We start from the raw sequence: 15,990 nt of genomic DNA, 5'->3' as shown, positions 1-15,990 counted from the left end.
CTAATGGCAGATAAAAAGATAGGAGTTTATATCTGCACTGGGTGTGAAATCGGTAAGAATCTCAACCTAGAGCAGCTTACTGAATATATAGATGATGAAGCTTGTCCTGCTTTGATAAAAACCTTGCCTTTTTTGTGCGGCAAGGAAGGCGTGGCAGAAATTCAAAAAGATATTCAGGAAGAGGGCATAAATGCAGTTTGTGTAGCTGCCTGCTCACCCAGAATAATGTGGGATGTCTTTGATTTTGGTCCGGATGTTTTTGTAGAACGGGCCAATATTCGCGAGCTGGCCGTGTGGTCTTATAAAGAACCTGATTTGCCGCCTCTGGAAGAGACCGAGCTGGATGCTGATCCACTGACAATGATGGCTCAGGACTACATCAGAATGGCAGTGTCCAGGCTGGAAAAGATAGAAAAGCCTGAGCCGGAGATACCTGAAATTAACAAGACTATTTTGGTCGTTGGAGGTGGTTTTACTGGTCTTAATGCAGCTTTAAATGCAGCCAATACTGGTTATGATGTAGTGCTGGTGGAAAAAGAAGATAAGCTGGGTGGTTTTGCCGCACAGTTGTATAAACAATTACCTTCTAACTATCCTTATACGGATGCTGAAGAGCCAACCATAGATGAGCTTATTGCTCAGGTAGAAAATCACGATAAAATAAAAGTTTTAACCAGTGCAAATATTGAGTCTATTTCAGGCGCACCAGGCCTTTATGAAGCAAAAGTCAAAACTGGCGATGATGAGCAGGAGCTTAAAATTGGAGCCGTGGTCTTGGCTACAGGGTGGAAGCCTTATGATGCCAGCAAACTTGAGCCCCTGGGCTATGGAAAATTTAAAAATGTAGTTACTAATGTTGAATTTGAAAAGATGGCCAAAGAGGGCAAACTGACCAAGCCTTCTGATGGTCAGAAAGTGGAGAGTGTGGCCTTTATTCAATGCGCCGGTCAGAGAGATCCAGAACATCTGCCCTACTGCTCATCTGTTTGCTGTATGGTATCTCTGAAACAGGCCAAGTATGTGCGCGAAAAGGATGACAATGCCAAGGCCTTTATTTTTTATAAAGATATGCGTACTCCTGGCGTATACGAGAACTATTACAAAGCAGCGCAGGATGATCCAGGTATATTCTTGACCAAATCTGAGATTGAAGAGATTGTTGAAGACAGTGATGGCAAGATCGTGATAAGAGTTAAAGATACTCTTCTTGGTGAAAGCCTGGAAGTAAAAGTGGATTTGCTTGTTTTGGCTACAGGTATGGTTCCAACTACTGCTGAGGAGGCAAAATTAGAGCTTGAGTACCTGGAAAAGAAGAGCCAGAGTGGATCCGAAGATGAAAAGAAAGAAGAAGGTCAGGAAGAAGGAGACGATCCTCTCTTTGGCAAACTGGTAGAGACCTCTTGTCTGAAACTTCAGTACAGGCAGGGCCCAACATTTCCTGAATTAATGCTTTTTGACGGCTTTGCTGATTCCAACTATATTTGCTTTCCTTATGAAACGAGGAGAACGGGCATTTATGCAGCTGGATGTGTAAGGCAGCCGATGAATTTAAATGCTGCCAAAGAGGATGCTACGGGAGCAGCCTTAAAAGCTATCCAGTGTATTGAGTCTGCCAACAGAGGAGTCGCTGTCCATCCTCGCTCAGGGGATATGTCTTATCCCAAGTTTAACTTTGTTCGTTGTACTCAGTGTAAGAGATGTACTGAAGAATGTCCTTTTGGCGCATTGGATGATGATGAAAAAGGAACTCCCAAGCCAAATCCTACTCGTTGTCGCCGCTGCGGAACCTGTATGGGCGCCTGTCCGGAAAGAGTTATATCCTTCGATAATTACAGCGTAACTATTGTCAACGATATGATTCAATCAATTGAAGTCCCTGATGACGAGGAAGAAGGCGGCTACAGGATTTTGGTACTTGTATGCGAAAACGATGCCTATCCTGCCCTTGATATGGCTGCCATGCGCGGGAAGAAATGGTCTGCTTACGTGCGTTTTATTCCTGTGCGCTGTCTTGGTTCCGTAAACACTCAGTGGGTTGCTGAGGCAATGTCCAAGGGTCTAGATGGTGTTCTGCTTATGGGTTGTAAGTTTGGAGATGATTATCAGTGTCACTTTGTTAAAGGTAGTGAGCTATGTAACAGAAGAATGGAGAACATAGCAGAAACACTTGAGAAATTGCAGGTAGAGCCAGAGCGTGTGAAACAGGTACAGGTGGCCATAGATGAGTATGACAAGATACCTCAAATTATAGATGAGTTTGTGGAAGAAGTCGAAAGTTATGGACCAAACCCATTCAAGGGCTTCTAGGAGGATATAAATGGCAAGATTACAAATTGACCCGGACGTTCAATTTATTAAGGATTTGCAGGCCGCAGGGGGAGAATCCCTCAAAAAATGCTATCAATGTGCAACATGTAGCGTGGTCTGCCCTTTGTCACCAGAAGAAGGCCCTTTCCCGCGTAAGGAAATGATTTGGGCCCAATGGGGACTTAAGGATAAGCTGGTTAACGATATTGATATTTGGCTGTGTCATAATTGTGGGGAATGCTCTGACCTTTGCCCCAGAGGGGCCAGCCCGGGAGATGTACTGGCGGCCTTGAGAAATATGGCATACAGATCTCTGGCCAAACCAGCTATAATAGGAAAATGGATGAGTTCCTCCAAGTATTTGCCCATACTTTTTGCCATCCCAGCTTTAATTTACTTTATAATCTGGGGCTTCACAACTGGTCTTAGTATTCCCGAAGGTACTATTGAATATGCTAAGGTCTTCCCCGGAGACTATACTATTGATCCTATTTTTGGTCTGGCAGCTCTTTTTGTCTTTTTTACTTTTGCTTCGGCCGTTGGCAATTTGTTTAAGTCTTTTAAAGAGTCGGGTTTAACTCCAGGGGAAGATGCTCCCAGTTTTTGGAAGGCCTTGATTGATGTTGTTAAAGAAGAAATTGTTACCCATAAAAAGTTTCAGGAATGCGCTTCAAATAAAGAGCGGTACAAAGGACACCTATACATATTCTACGGTTTTGTGGCTTTGTTTATTGTTACCTCTGTTGTGGCTGTAGGACACTGGGGAGGGCTGCTTATTGGACACCAATTGCACACGCCGCTTTCATTGTTGAATCCTGTTAAGATTTTAGCCAACATTGGTGCCATAGCTTTGATCGTTGGACTTATTTCAATTACACGTATGCGTCTCAATGCTGATCCTTCAAAATCTGTGACGTCTTATTATGATTGGTATTTGATTGGTGTTATCTGGGCTATTGCAATTACAGGTATTTTAAGTGAGATATTACGTTTGGCTAATGTGCCTGGTTTGGCTTACCCTGTCTATTACCTCCACCTTATCTCTGTATTTATGATGATTGCATATTTGCCATGGTCTAAACTTGCTCACTTGGTCTATAGGACAGTCGCTCTTGCGTATGCCCGTCAGGTTGGTAGAAAAGGTTTGGGCGAATAAAAAAGAATTGAGCTATTTGGTAAAAAAAAGCCCCGCTTATGCGGGGCTTTTTTTGTTTTAACTCAACTTTCTGAGTTAATTTGCGAGCGCATTTTCTTCAATGCTGACAAAGACTTGGACACATCTAAGGCTTGCTTGCGGGCTGTGCATAATGGGGTTAGTCAATAGAATGTTACTTAATGCCTTTTCTGTTGTTATGATGGGTTTCGAAAGTTCGATGGAATAACCTCCCTATGCACAGCACTTCCGCAATCTTCGCCAAGATGTTTTACCCAACCCGTTTGTAATGCATTTCAGAAAATGCACTCTTCAATTGTGTAGTAATTTGAGGATGTTAATCGTGTCAGAAAGTTGAAGTTTTAAATAAAAAAATAATGTTTAAAAGGGTCTTTAATGAATTTTCATCAATAAAAAGAAAATAAAGAAAACAAAATTCAAAAAATAGTACAAGATAAGCAATTTAATATTGAAAAAAGTTATTTTTTTATATATGTAAAAAATAATCGATTTTTTCAGGCCAATTTTTTTAGGAAGATAACAGTAACATTTTAATATAATTTAGTTTTTGGTCAATCAGAAGTGTAACCATCAACAAATCTAAGGAGGTTTGGATGAAGAGGCGTTTGTTTTGGATAGGACTGAGTGTAGTTTTCACGTTAATCCTTGGTCTTAATGGTGCATGGGCGAAAAGTATAAAGATTGGTCTTATGTGTCCTTTAACAGGGTCATGGGCTAGTGAAGGCCAGGATATGAAAAAAATTGTCGAACTACTCGCGGAAGATATTAATGCACAAGGAGGCCTTTTGGGGGCTGACGTGGAAATTGTGGTAGAGGATGATGGCGGTGATCCTAGAACTGCTGCCTTGGCGGCACAAAGGCTAGCAACTCAGGATATCGTGGGTGTCATTGGGACATATGGCTCATCGGTTACAGAGGCATCTCAAAATATTTTTGATGAATTTAAGATTATCCAGATTGCCAATGGATCAACTGCAATCCGGTTAACCGAAAAGGGACTGAAATATTTCTTTCGTACATGTCCCAGGGATGATGAACAGGGCCGTGTGGCAGTAAAAAATCTTGAGAAGATGGGCTATAAACGTATTGCTATCTTGCATGACAATACAACATATTCCAAGGGACTAGCTGATGAAGCGAAAAGTCTGCTTGAGGAAAAAGGATTAGAAGTAGTTTTTTATGATGCCCTTACCCCAGGAGAAAGAGACTATACCGCTATTTTAACCAAGCTAAAAGCTGCAAATCCGGAAGTAGTTTTTTTCACAGGCTATTATCCTGAGGCCGGATTGCTTCTGAGGCAGAAAAAAGAAATGAACTGGAATGTACCTTTTATTGGTGGTGATGCAACTAATAATCCCGATCTGGTCAAGATTGCCGGGAAAGATGCGGCCGAGGGTTTTTATTTCTTAAGCCCTCCAGTTCCACAAGACTTGGATTCCAAAGAAGCCAAAGAGTTCTTAGCTGCTTACGTCAAGAAGTATGGAAGTGCACCAGGCTCAGTCTGGGCAGTACTGTCTGGCGACGCATTCCTGGCCATTGCCGAGGCTATTAAAGGTACTAAATCAACCGATCCTGATCGACTGGCTGATTATTTGCACAATGAACTCAAGGATATGCCCGGTTTGACCGGAAAAATTTCTTTTAATTCCAAGGGAGACCGGGTAGGAGATTTGTATCGTCTCTACCGTGTAGATGCAGATGGGAAGTTTGTACTTCAACCGTAATCAACTGTAAAAGGGCGCTAAATAAGGTTGGGTTAGCGCCCTTTTTTTGTGTTTAATTTATTCCGTAAATTTAAAATAGGTGAGAAAATGGAGCTATTTTTTCAGCAGCTGACAAATGGACTGGCCATTGGCGGGATATATGCTTTGATCGCCTTAGGTTATACCATGGTTTATGGAGTAATGAAGCTGATCAACTTTGCTCATGGAGATCTGTTTACTATTGGGGCTTATCTGGGCTTGACTCTGCTTACTTCACTTGGCCTAAGTAATTACTTGGGACCAGTCACAGGGGTTCTGGTGTTGGTTGTGATGATTATGGTCCTTGTGGGAATAGTTGGCGTATTATTAGAAAGGGTTGCTTATAGACCGCTTAGGCAAGCTGATCGACTGTCTGCTGTTGTTTCCGCTCTTGGCGCATCTATATTTTTTGCCAATGCCCTTATGCTTATCTATGGAGCGAGGTTCAGGGTCTATCCACACAATATACTACCTAAGGTCTCGGTAAATATTATGGGCTTGGATATACCCCTGATCAGGATCTTGATGCTGGTAGCCTCGTTGGTTTTAATGGCAGCCCTTTACTTTTTTGTTCAAAAGACCAAAACCGGGACAGCTATCCGCGCTGCAGCCATTGATCAGGGAGCTGCCAAACTCATGGGTATCGATGTCAACAAGATTATTTCCATTGTTTTTTTTATCGGACCGGCTCTTGGTGGAGCAGCTGGTGTAATGGTTGGTATGTATTATGGACAAATAAATTTTACTATGGGCTGGGTATACGGCTTAAAGGCCTTTATTGCCGCTGTTCTCGGGGGAATAGGTAATATTCCCGGAGCGATGCTTGGAGGACTTCTTCTTGGAGTCATCGAAGCTTTAGGTGCAGCCTATATATCCATAGCTTGGAAAGACGCAATTGCTTTTTTTGTTTTAATTGTAATTTTAATTGTCAGACCAACCGGAATATTGGGAGAAAGGGTGGCAGATAAAGTATGATGAATAAACAAATAATAATAAACTCAATTGTTATTGTTCTTCTGGCATTGTGTCCCCTATTTTTAAACACATACTGGGTTGATGTAATTAATAACATAGGCCTTTATGCCATTCTGGCATTGAGCCTCAATTTTATCTTGGGACATACAGGCTTATTTCATATGGGACATGCAGCTTTTTATGCTATAGGAGCCTATACCACCGCTATATTAAACACAATGTACCATGTTCCCATTATTTTTCTTATGCCTCTAAGTGGGATTTTGGCTGCTCTGTTTGCTCTCGTGGTGGCTAAACCAATTATTCATTTGCGCGGAGACTATCTTCTTATAGTGACAATTGGAATTGTAGAGATTGTACGTATTGCCTTAATAAATAATATTTTTGGTATTACAGGTGGCTCTAACGGTATTTTTGGTATTTCCAGGCCTAATCTTTTTGGCTTTATTATTCGCAGACCACAAGAGTTTTATTACTATATATGGATTTTTCTAGGTATAAGTGTATTTCTGTTTCATCGTCTTGAAAACTCCAGGTTTGGACGCGCACTGAACTTTATCAAGGAAGATGAAGTTGCTGCCGAAGGTAGTGGTATTGATACAGCATATTACAAATTGATAGCCTTTGTACTTGGTGCATTTTGGGCCGGAATGGTTGGCAATATCTATGCGGCTAAAATGACAATTATATCTCCGGAATCGTTTTCCTTTTGGGAGTCCGTTATTTTGTTTACTATTGTAATTTTGGGAGGAGCTGGAAGTATTCGAGGAGTGATTTTAGGAGCATTCCTAATTATAGGCCTGCCAGAGTTGTTTAGACAGTTTGCCAGTGCACGTATGCTTGTTTTTGGTGCGGCAATGGTCGTGATGATGATTTTTAGACCTCAGGGGATACTACCTCCTTTGCCCAGAAAATACGCTCTGGATAAAATAAACTACGGAGATAAAACCCTATGAGCCTTTTGAGTTTAAGAAACCTGACAAAAACTTTTGGTGGCTTGTTGGCGGTTAATGATGTCAGCTTTGACGTTAAAGAGGGAGCGATAGTGGGATTGATTGGGCCTAATGGAGCTGGTAAAACAACTGTATTTAACTTGATCACTGGCAATTATGTACCAGACCAGGGCGAGATTATTTTCGATGGCCAGAATCTGGTAAAAATGCCGACGCATAAGATAGTTTCGCTTGGAATTGCCAGGACTTTTCAGACCATTAGACTCTTTCAAAACCTTACAGCACTGGAAAATGTGTTGGCAGGTCGACATTGTCGCATGAAGTCAGGAATATTGGCAGGAATGTTCAGACCTCCGAGCCAGCGAGAGGAGGAGCAAAGAGCCTTGATTGCGGCATTAAAAGAGCTGGAATTTGTTGGTTTAAAGGAAAAGATGGAGGAAAAGGCCAAAAATTTATCTTATGGGAACCAAAGGCTTTTGGAAATTGCCAGGGCCCTGGCAACTACGCCTAGACTACTCATTCTAGACGAACCAGCTGGTGGAATGAATGATCAGGAAACACAGGAGTTGGTTGAACTGATTCGTCAGATTCAGCAGCGTGGTATCACTGTGCTTTTAATTGAGCATGATATGAATTTGGTTATGCGTATTTGTGAACATATTGTTGTTTTGGAGCACGGTGCAATGATTGCCGAAGGAACTCCTGAAGAAATTAAGAAAAATCCCAGGGTTATCGAGGCATACCTGGGGGCGGATGAGGATTAGTCTATGCTGCTTAATGTGGAAAATTTGAGAGTGCATTACGGAAATGTTGAGGCCTTGCACGGTATAAATTTGAGAGTGCGTCAAGGCGAGATCGTGGCCATTCTTGGAGCCAATGGAGCAGGAAAGTCAACTACATTGATGAGCATTAGTGGACTACTAAAACCAAGTCAGGGCAGGATAATTTTTGAAGGACAGGAATTACATAAACTACGTGCTCACGAAATCGTGAGGCTGGGTATTGCTCAGGTACCAGAGGGGAGGCGGGTATTCAGCACGCTTACCGTACAGGAGAATTTAAATCTGGGCGCTTTCACAGTTACTGATGAAAAAAAGATACAGAGAACTTTAGATTGGATATTTGACCTTTTTCCACGTCTTAAAGAAAGAAAAGAACAATTGGCCGGGACCTTGAGTGGCGGAGAACAGCAAATGTTGGCCATAGCCAGGGGCTTGATGGCCGATCCAAAAATTCTTCTGCTAGATGAGCCGAGTCTGGGCTTGGCGCCTATTTTGGTGAAATCAATTTTTGAAACCATTAAAGAGATCAATGAGAGTGGAGTGACAGTTCTTTTGGTAGAGCAAAATGCCAGGGCGGCACTAAAACTTGCACACCGTGGTTATGTTATGGAAGTAGGTAAGATTGTTCTGGAGGACAGCGCTAAGAATCTACTAGAAAATCCAGAGGTTAGAAAGGCCTATTTAGGCGGTTAAAAATAGAACATCAAAGAGACAAAAAAGCACCTGAAGAATTTTCTTCGGGTGCTTTTTTGTTTTAAGAGTCTGTGGCCAAACCCATTTTGACTACCAGGTTAAAAATACTGGTTTCTTGAAAGCTTTGTAAAGGGCTGGGAAACCCATCTTGGCGAAGCTTGCGGATAAGCAGAGCATCGGGGTGACAAGGCTAAATATTCCGGGGCTATTTGCCATAATAACTATCTATAGTTTAAATTGAACGATTTTTTTGCAGTTCAAACTTTGAGATTGCTTCGTCGCCTCGCTCACGCTCGCTCCTCGCAATGACAGGAGCGAGTTCGTCATTGCGAGGGCAGCGAAGCTGTCCGTGGCAATCTCACCCATCGGGTGAAAATCGCAAAACGTAGGTATAATTAAAAGACTATTTTGTTTACCCAAAATATCCCATTATGCTCTGCCCGCAAGCAAGCTATAGATGGCTCCAGGCATTTGCACCAGCTTGAAAGAAATCAGTATTGAAAAAAATATGAAAAATTGTCCTCTTAAGTAAGGGTTTGCCCACAGACTCTTAAAAGTATTTTTGACCTGCCAGAGGTTTCTTGGTAGATTTATTTAGACTGATATTTAGAGTTGTAGAGCTAGATTGGTCCTAATAGAGAGGGATTTTTTAAAAAAGTAAGTTTTGTTATTTATAACATGTTGAAATAGGTTTAGAATTTATTTTTTTAAACTCCAAACTTTTATAAACGTAGGTTTATGTTATGTTTCGCAATCCACTTTTCTTTCTTCCTTTCTTACTAGTTGTCTTTATAATCTTTTTTCTGGTTATAATTTTTCTTTTTGTTCTTATACAGATCGGAGCTATAACTGTGGCCTTTTCAAAGTTGGGTCTTTCGGGAGGCCAGGTTTTTTTTATCCTACTAGCTACCCTTGTAGGGAGTCTCATTAACATTCCTATTTATTCCAGGACCATTGTTCGTAAACCTTCTGAGCCAATTGATTTGAAAGGAATGTGGCGTCATTACCGTATCCCGGTGTATGGTTTTGAATTGACCACGATCAAGCAGATTATTGCCGTTAATGTAGGTGGATGCTTGATCCCCTGTTTGTTGTCCATTTATTTTATAACCCAAACAGGAGTATCATTAGGCTTAGGCATAAGCTTGATTATAGTCTGTTTATCTACTTATAAATTAGCTAAGCCAATCCCTGGACTGGGTATTGGCATTCCTTTTTTGCTTCCTCCTCTGATAACTGTCCTCTGCGTATGGATTTTTGCCCCTAAAGGGCTTGAGCCTCAAGTGGCATACATCGCAGGGAGTTTAGGGACTCTTATTGGCGCTGATATTATGCACTTGTTAGATAGAAAAACGATGGACACAATCCAGGCCCCTCTTTTGTCAATTGGCGGGGCCGGGACTTTTGATGGTATTTTTCTGTCCGGAATTATTGCCGTGTTACTAGCGTGATGGAGACTGAGCGATGATAGCAAGACTTACTTTGTGTGTGGATAAGGAGATTCACCTAAGACATGGGGAAACTGTTTATTTCCAGGTGGTTGGCCCAAAGCTTGAGTCTCAAGGTTTAGGGACTGCGGTTTACCCACAGGAACCCATAAGTTTTCCCCTACTCTTACACTCTACCCCGCTTCTAACTTGTTTCGGTGAGGCTAAGGAGTTAAAGGTTGGTCTCTATTTGGGAGAGGCAGAGAACTTCTTTCAGATTATAGACAAAAGATGGGTCCCAGGTCCTGACGGTAAAAATTATCTCCTTTTTGCCGCCAGAGTGATCAAAGACATATCTATTAACGGTTCAATGGAGCTCTGCGTATATAAGCATGGTTATTCTCTGGCTTGGATTACTTTAAGTGATAAGGGGAGCCAGGGCTTGCGCGAGGATAAAAGCGGTCCCCTTATTGCTAAGCTTGTTGCCCAGAAAATTAACATTTCCATGGTCCATGGGTTTGTCCTGCCGGATGAGAGCTACGAGTTAAAGGCCCTGCTTACGCATTTGGCCCTTTTTTGGGGTATTGATCTTATTATGACAACAGGAGGTACGGGAGTCGGTCCCAGGGATATCACTCCTGAGGCGACTCTTGCAGTAATTGAGAAGAGGCTGACGGGTTTTGAACAGGCCATGATCAGTACGGCCCTGACCAAAACAGTGCATGGGATGATTTCCAGGGCGGTGGTGGGTACGCTTCATGAAAGTCTGATTGTCAACTTGCCTGGCAGTCCCAAGGCTGTTCAAGAAAACTTGGGCACTATATTGCCGGCCCTGGAGCATACTTTAAGAAAATTACAAGGTGATAAAACCGACTGTGGACGAAACTAAAAATTTTTCCGTGAGCCCCATCCTGGAAAGGATAGTAGTTAAAGTCTGTGTGCTCAGGTTGGCCTTATTGGTGCTTATTTTGGTCCCAGTTTCACTGGCCTGGCTCGAGCTCATTCAACCGGTGAATTATTTTGTCCACTCCAGGCAGGAATTGCTGACCACCTTTCTGGTTTTTGGTTTTGGACTGAATGTTCTGTTCCTGGTGACCTGGAAATATTTCACTTCCTTACGTTTTTTCTTTTTGCTTCAACTTGCTTCTGATATTTTCTTGGCTTCATTTTTGCTTCTGCTTACAGGTGGAATAAAGAGCGGTTTTGGTTTTTTGTTTTTGGTGATCATTTTTTTATATGGCCGGACATTAGGCCAAAAAGTAGCTTTATATGCCAGCCTGTTAATCGGTCTTTTTTTTACTTGTATGACATTAACCCAATATATTTATCCCAAGTTTTGGGGGCAGGATATCTATGAGCCAAGTGAGTTGACCTACAATCTTTTCCTGCACTTCCTGGCTATTATTCTGGTTAATGTTCTTGTCAGGCTGGGTAAAGACCAGGAAGAAGACCTGATCCTCAAGCTTTTACAGCAAGAGGTCGCTCTTGGTCACGCTGAGAGTCTGAAGAAGCAGGTCTTTGACTGGATGCTTTCAGGGTTATTGGTCTTGAATGAAAGGGGGCACATTTCTGCCCTTAACAAAAAAGCACAGGAATTTTTAGGCGTCAAAGATGTAAAGTTGGCATTGAAAAGGCCTCTGAAAGAGTTAAGCCCGGAGCTTTTTCTTTACTGGCATGAAAACCGAGACAGAAGACCTAAGTTGAGAGAGATCCAGTTAAAAGACGGTCGGATTTTGGGCATTCGCGTAACATCTGTGCCAGATGAGAACCTTTATCTGGTTATTTTTAGAGATATTACTGAGTATCGCCAGTTGGAAAGACGGGTACAGCAAATGGAAAAATTGGCCAGTGTGGGCGAGTTAGCCGCGGGCCTGGTCCATGAGATGAAAAATCCTTTGGCTGGGATAAAGACCAGCTTGCAGCTTTTGGTACAAAAAAATCTGGAGAAAGAATATGCAGATCGCCTGACACAAGTGATTTTGCGAGATATTGACCGATTGGACAATCTACTCAAGGATTTTCTTGTCTTTGCCAGGCCAAGGCAAGGACATCAAGAAAAAGTAAAGCTGGGAGATGTGGTAGAAGAATGCATCCAGGTGCTCCAGAATCAATATCCGCATGTGAGTATTGAAGTAAACGAAAATCTTGACCAAGCCACGTGGGAGTGGGATAGAAATCAATTACATCAGGTGATTTTAAATCTACTTTTAAATGCCTTGCAAGCTGTACAAGATAAGGATGCGCCAAAGGTGATGATTTTTTGGGAACGGAAAGGTAATGAAGAGCGTTTAGTAATAAAGGATAATGGGCCTGGAATTAACCATGAACTTAAACAAAAGGTTTTTGATCCTTTTTTTACCACAAAAAAAGAGGGTACGGGATTGGGGTTGGCTATTGCTCAACGGTTGGCTGGTCTTAACGGATCGTTTATTGAGCTGGAGGCAGGCGAATCCGGAGGGACTAAGGCCTGTTTAGTCAGAAATTTTAGGTCATCTTTGATAAATCACTAAGCACTTAGTCAATGTCGTTAATTTAAGGAGAATTCCACTTTTGGTGGGAGGATTTTTAACTTTATAACTTTAGTTTTTTTATATCTATGAAAGTATTTCTAGTCGATTTTCACGTTCATTCTTGTTTTTCCAGAGCTACGAGCAAGAAGTTGACTCCTTTGAATCTGGCAGCATGGGCGAAAGTCAAAGGGATAGATGTTATTGGTACCGGAGACTTTACTCATCCGGGGTGGATGGCCATGCTCAAAGAGCATTTAGAGCAAGGTGAGGATGGTCTGCTCTACTTGAAAGAAGACCCTGATTTGGGAGGTGAAATACCCGGTTTTGATAATCAGCTTAAATCCACGACCAGGTTTATTCTTACTGCAGAGATTAGCTCTATCTATAAGCGTGGAGGCAAGGTTCGCAAAGTTCATAACCTGGTCTTTGTGCCAAGTTTTGATAAAGCAGAAGAATTAAATAAAAGGCTTTCTCAGGTAGGTAATTTAAAATCCGATGGTCGGCCTATTTTAGGACTTGATTCTCGTGATCTGCTGGAAATAGTCCTGGAAATTGATTCCATGGCCTTTGTTGTCCCTGCCCATATCTGGACTCCCTGGTTTTCCATTTTTGGTTCCAAGTCTGGTTTTGACAGTATAGAAGAGTGTTTCGGCGATTTGTCCAGTTATATTTTTGCCCTGGAGACAGGTTTGTCATCTGATCCTGAAATGAATTGGCTGTGGAGTAAGCTGGATTCCTTCACTTTGATATCCAATTCTGATGCCCATTCCGGGGAGAACCTAGCCAGGGAGGCAAATATTTTTCAGGGAGAGATTAGTTATGCTGGGATTTATCACGCCTTACGTCGGGAGGGCTTAAGCCATCGTTTTTTGGGCACATTGGAGTTTTTTCCTGAAGAAGGTAAATACCACCTGGATGGACACAGGAAGTGCGGGGTGGTTATGGAGCCAAGACAGACCAGAGCCAAAGGGGGCATTTGTCCTAAGTGTGGACAGCCTTTGACTGTGGGGGTCTTGAACCGGGTCTTAAGTCTTGCCGACAGGGAAAATCCCGTGCAGCCACCTGGACAGCCGGGGTTTAGCTCTATTATCCCCTTGCCAGAAATTATTGCTGAGTTTATGGGCGTAGGCCCAAAGACCAAAAAAGTGCGTTCCTTTTATTATAAGTTGATTCACAAGTTTGGCTCAGAGCTGGCTATCTTGCAAAAAGTTCCCGTGGACGAGTTAAAGCGTTTCTCTCCCCCACTGGCCTTGGGCATCTCCAGGATGCGCAATAATGAGGTTTTTCGTGAACCTGGCTTTGATGGTCAGTATGGGAAGATTTCTGTCTTTTCGGCCAAGGAGAAACAGGAATTTAAAAGCGGACGTTTTTTTGTTGATCTCCCTCGACCAGAAAGAGAGAACAAACAGCAAAAGCAAATAATTTATTCTCTACAAGATGACAAACACGATGAAACAGTTCTGGAATTGGCCTATAATGCGGAACAAAAACAGGCTATAGTTGCGGGGCCAGGTCCGGTTCTTGTCCTAGCTGGACCTGGAACAGGAAAAACCCAGACTTTGATGGGTAGAGTGAACAGGTTGCTGGGCGAGGGAGTAAACCCAAGACATATATTGATTTTAACCTTTACTCGTAAAGCAGCCAGAGAACTTCAGGAGAGGCTGGCTAAACTTCGCGGAGAAAAAGAAACCCTGCCAAGGGCTGAGACTCTCCATGCCATGGCCTTTGAATATTGGCAGCAGATTCACCAGACCGAGCCCCTGATCCTGGAGGAAAAAGAGGCCAAAAAAGTATTTTCTCAGGCCAACCCGGAACTTAAGGGGGTAGAATTAAAAAAAGCCTGGCAGGAATATAACCTGGCTCGGGAAAAGAGGGAGTCATATAATAGTGCTTATGGTCAGGCCTATATGCGTTTGAAACAGGATCTAAACCTGGTAGATTATGCGGACTTGCTGGAGTTTTGGCTGGAAGAAATAGAGGGAGGTAATTATGCCCGTCCCTTTACTCAGGTATTGGTAGATGAAATCCAGGATTTGTCTTCTCTGCAATTGTCAATAATTACAAGGCTGGCTGGTCCGGCAGGGGAAGGTTTTTTTGGTATTGGCGATCCAAAACAATCCATTTATGGTTTCCGCGGTGCAGTGACCGATATCCAGGAGAACCTAAAGAACATCTGGCCCGAGCTTAAGGTCATTAATTTATCTCAAAATTACAGATCAACCCAAGAAATATTAGATTTTTCCACGGCTTTATTCCCTGATACTCCAGCCTTGAAGGCGCATCAGAAAGGTACCGGCCAGCTCTTTGTTTTTCAGGCCCCTACAGCCACTCAGGAAGCAAATTGGATAGGTGACAGGATTAAGTGTCTCATTGGTGGGACTGCACACTGGGAACAGGATATGAGGCAGACACAGCAGGCACTTTCTCCAGGGGATATAGCCATTTTGGTCCGCTTCAAGGCTTTGATCCCGTCCCTTACGGCTAGCTTGAAGAGACTGGGTATACCCTATTGTGTGCCCGAACAGGAAATATTTTACAAGGAGCCTCGAGTGGAGTTGATCCTAAGGGCTGTGAGTCGGGTCTTAGGGGTTATTGATGATAAAGATGTCTTTGATTGCCCGGAAAAGGTTTTGGCCCAGGGGCCTAAAGGAATGGCCGCTTATCTCAAGGATATTCCACCTTTTGACCGCATATTCTGGCAGAGTCGGGCATTCAAAGAGTTGGAAAAGGCCTATGCAGAGCATAATGGCTGGGCAGGGCTGTTAAATTATATTCGCTTGGAAAGTGAATTGGATGCAGTACGCACAAGGGCACAAAAAGTAAGAGTGATGACCATGCATGCAGCCAAGGGCCTAGAGTTTGAGGCTGTTTTTTTGCCTTGCCTAGAAGATGGGATTATGCCCTTTATTGGTTTGGATTTATTGCTTGGTGATCACAGCGGTTATGAGGAGAAGACTGAGGAGCAGGAAGAGCGCAGGCTCCTTTATGTCGCCTGTACCCGGGCCCGGAGTTTTTTGTTTCTAAGTTTGGCTAGGTCCAGACAAGTCTTCGGCAAAGGCTTGCGACTCAAGGCCTCGCGTTTTTTAAACGAATTGCCAAAAGAAATGGTGACCAGAACCGTAGCTAAGGCCCATAAGCAGAAAAGAGAAAAAAGACGGAGTTTATTTTAAGATAAATTTATATATATAACGTTCATAAGCCAGACTCACCCGTAGGGCCAGTGCCGGCTCAAGACCTACATCGCGTAAGCGGCAATAAATATGCAGCGGGTTAAAATTATGTTGAAAGAATTTTCTAATTTTGTTCATAATGTTTGTTTGCCTGGTTTTAGCAGGCACCGTATCGTTGCGGGATAGAGTTTGGTACTTGGAGCCGGAAAGCTAGATGATTTTTTGCAAAATATATACCCTATAAACAATATAAATTA

Annotated in this window: 12 protein-coding genes; 11 read left to right on the top strand and 1 reads right to left on the bottom strand. The window is 42.6% G+C overall.

From position 1 onward, the window contains the following. Positions 1–3 precede the first annotated feature (3 nt). The 11 genes from KFV02_RS02325 to KFV02_RS02275 all read left to right on the top strand — a co-directional run bounded on the left by KFV02_RS02325 (position 4) and on the right by KFV02_RS02275 (position 15,733). The gene (locus KFV02_RS02325) at positions 4–2,307 is read left to right on the top strand and encodes an FAD-dependent oxidoreductase (protein WP_252379926.1); all 2,304 of its coding nucleotides are present in this window, start codon (positions 4–6) and stop codon (positions 2,305–2,307) included. 10 nt (positions 2,308–2,317) lie between these two features. Then, positions 2,318–3,463, top strand: a complete 1,146-nt coding sequence (qmoC, locus tag KFV02_RS02320; protein WP_252379925.1) for a quinone-interacting membrane-bound oxidoreductase complex subunit QmoC — start codon at positions 2,318–2,320, stop codon at positions 3,461–3,463. Between the two features lie 611 nt (positions 3,464–4,074). Beyond that, positions 4,075–5,205, top strand: a complete 1,131-nt coding sequence (locus KFV02_RS02315) for a branched-chain amino acid ABC transporter substrate-binding protein (protein ID WP_252379924.1) — start codon at positions 4,075–4,077, stop codon at positions 5,203–5,205. An 87-nt stretch (positions 5,206–5,292) separates the two neighbouring features. Beyond that, positions 5,293–6,198 (top strand): branched-chain amino acid ABC transporter permease, encoded by a 906-nt coding sequence (locus KFV02_RS02310; RefSeq protein ID WP_252379923.1) that lies wholly within the window; start codon positions 5,293–5,295, stop codon positions 6,196–6,198. Next, positions 6,198–7,154 (top strand): branched-chain amino acid ABC transporter permease, encoded by a 957-nt coding sequence (locus KFV02_RS02305; RefSeq protein WP_434800278.1) that lies wholly within the window; start codon positions 6,198–6,200, stop codon positions 7,152–7,154. The genes KFV02_RS02310 and KFV02_RS02305 overlap by 1 nt, the downstream gene beginning before the upstream one ends. Next, a complete protein-coding gene (locus KFV02_RS02300) occupies positions 7,151–7,915 on the top strand; it encodes an ABC transporter ATP-binding protein (protein ID WP_252379921.1) in 765 nt (254 codons plus the stop codon). The genes KFV02_RS02305 and KFV02_RS02300 overlap by 4 nt, the downstream gene beginning before the upstream one ends. 3 nt (positions 7,916–7,918) lie before the next feature. Next, positions 7,919–8,626 carry an ABC transporter ATP-binding protein gene (locus KFV02_RS02295; protein ID WP_252379920.1) on the top strand — a complete coding sequence of 236 codons (708 nt, stop codon included), beginning with the start codon at positions 7,919–7,921 and terminating at the stop codon, positions 8,624–8,626. An 851-nt stretch (positions 8,627–9,477) separates the two neighbouring features. Continuing rightward, positions 9,478–10,077 (top strand): DUF1614 domain-containing protein, encoded by a 600-nt coding sequence (locus KFV02_RS02290; RefSeq protein WP_252379919.1) that lies wholly within the window; start codon positions 9,478–9,480, stop codon positions 10,075–10,077. Between the two features lie 13 nt (positions 10,078–10,090). Beyond that, positions 10,091–10,942 (top strand): MogA/MoaB family molybdenum cofactor biosynthesis protein, encoded by an 852-nt coding sequence (locus KFV02_RS02285; protein ID WP_252379918.1) that lies wholly within the window; start codon positions 10,091–10,093, stop codon positions 10,940–10,942. Further along, the gene (locus KFV02_RS11480; RefSeq protein ID WP_252379917.1) at positions 10,929–12,563 is read left to right on the top strand and encodes a two-component system sensor histidine kinase NtrB; all 1,635 of its coding nucleotides are present in this window, start codon (positions 10,929–10,931) and stop codon (positions 12,561–12,563) included. Before KFV02_RS02285 ends, KFV02_RS11480 begins: the two co-directional genes overlap by 14 nt. 149 nt (positions 12,564–12,712) lie before the next feature. Beyond that, entirely contained in the window at positions 12,713–15,733 is a 3,021-nt protein-coding gene (locus KFV02_RS02275) for a UvrD-helicase domain-containing protein (protein WP_353617281.1), read from the top strand. On the opposite strand, the gene KFV02_RS02270 is transcribed toward KFV02_RS02275, so the two are convergent. After that, positions 15,725–15,871, bottom strand: a complete 147-nt coding sequence (locus KFV02_RS02270) for a hypothetical protein (RefSeq protein ID WP_252379915.1) — start codon at positions 15,869–15,871, stop codon at positions 15,725–15,727. The two genes, KFV02_RS02275 and KFV02_RS02270, sit on opposite strands and share 9 nt — an antisense overlap. Positions 15,872–15,990: the final 119 nt, after the last annotated feature.

This window comes from Desulfovulcanus ferrireducens, assembly GCF_018704065.1.
GTDB classification, from domain to species: domain Bacteria; phylum Desulfobacterota; class Desulfovibrionia; order Desulfovibrionales; family Desulfonatronovibrionaceae; genus Desulfovulcanus; species Desulfovulcanus ferrireducens.
Note: the sequence above shows the minus strand (reverse complement) of the source record. Positions and strands in the feature narration are given on the sequence as shown.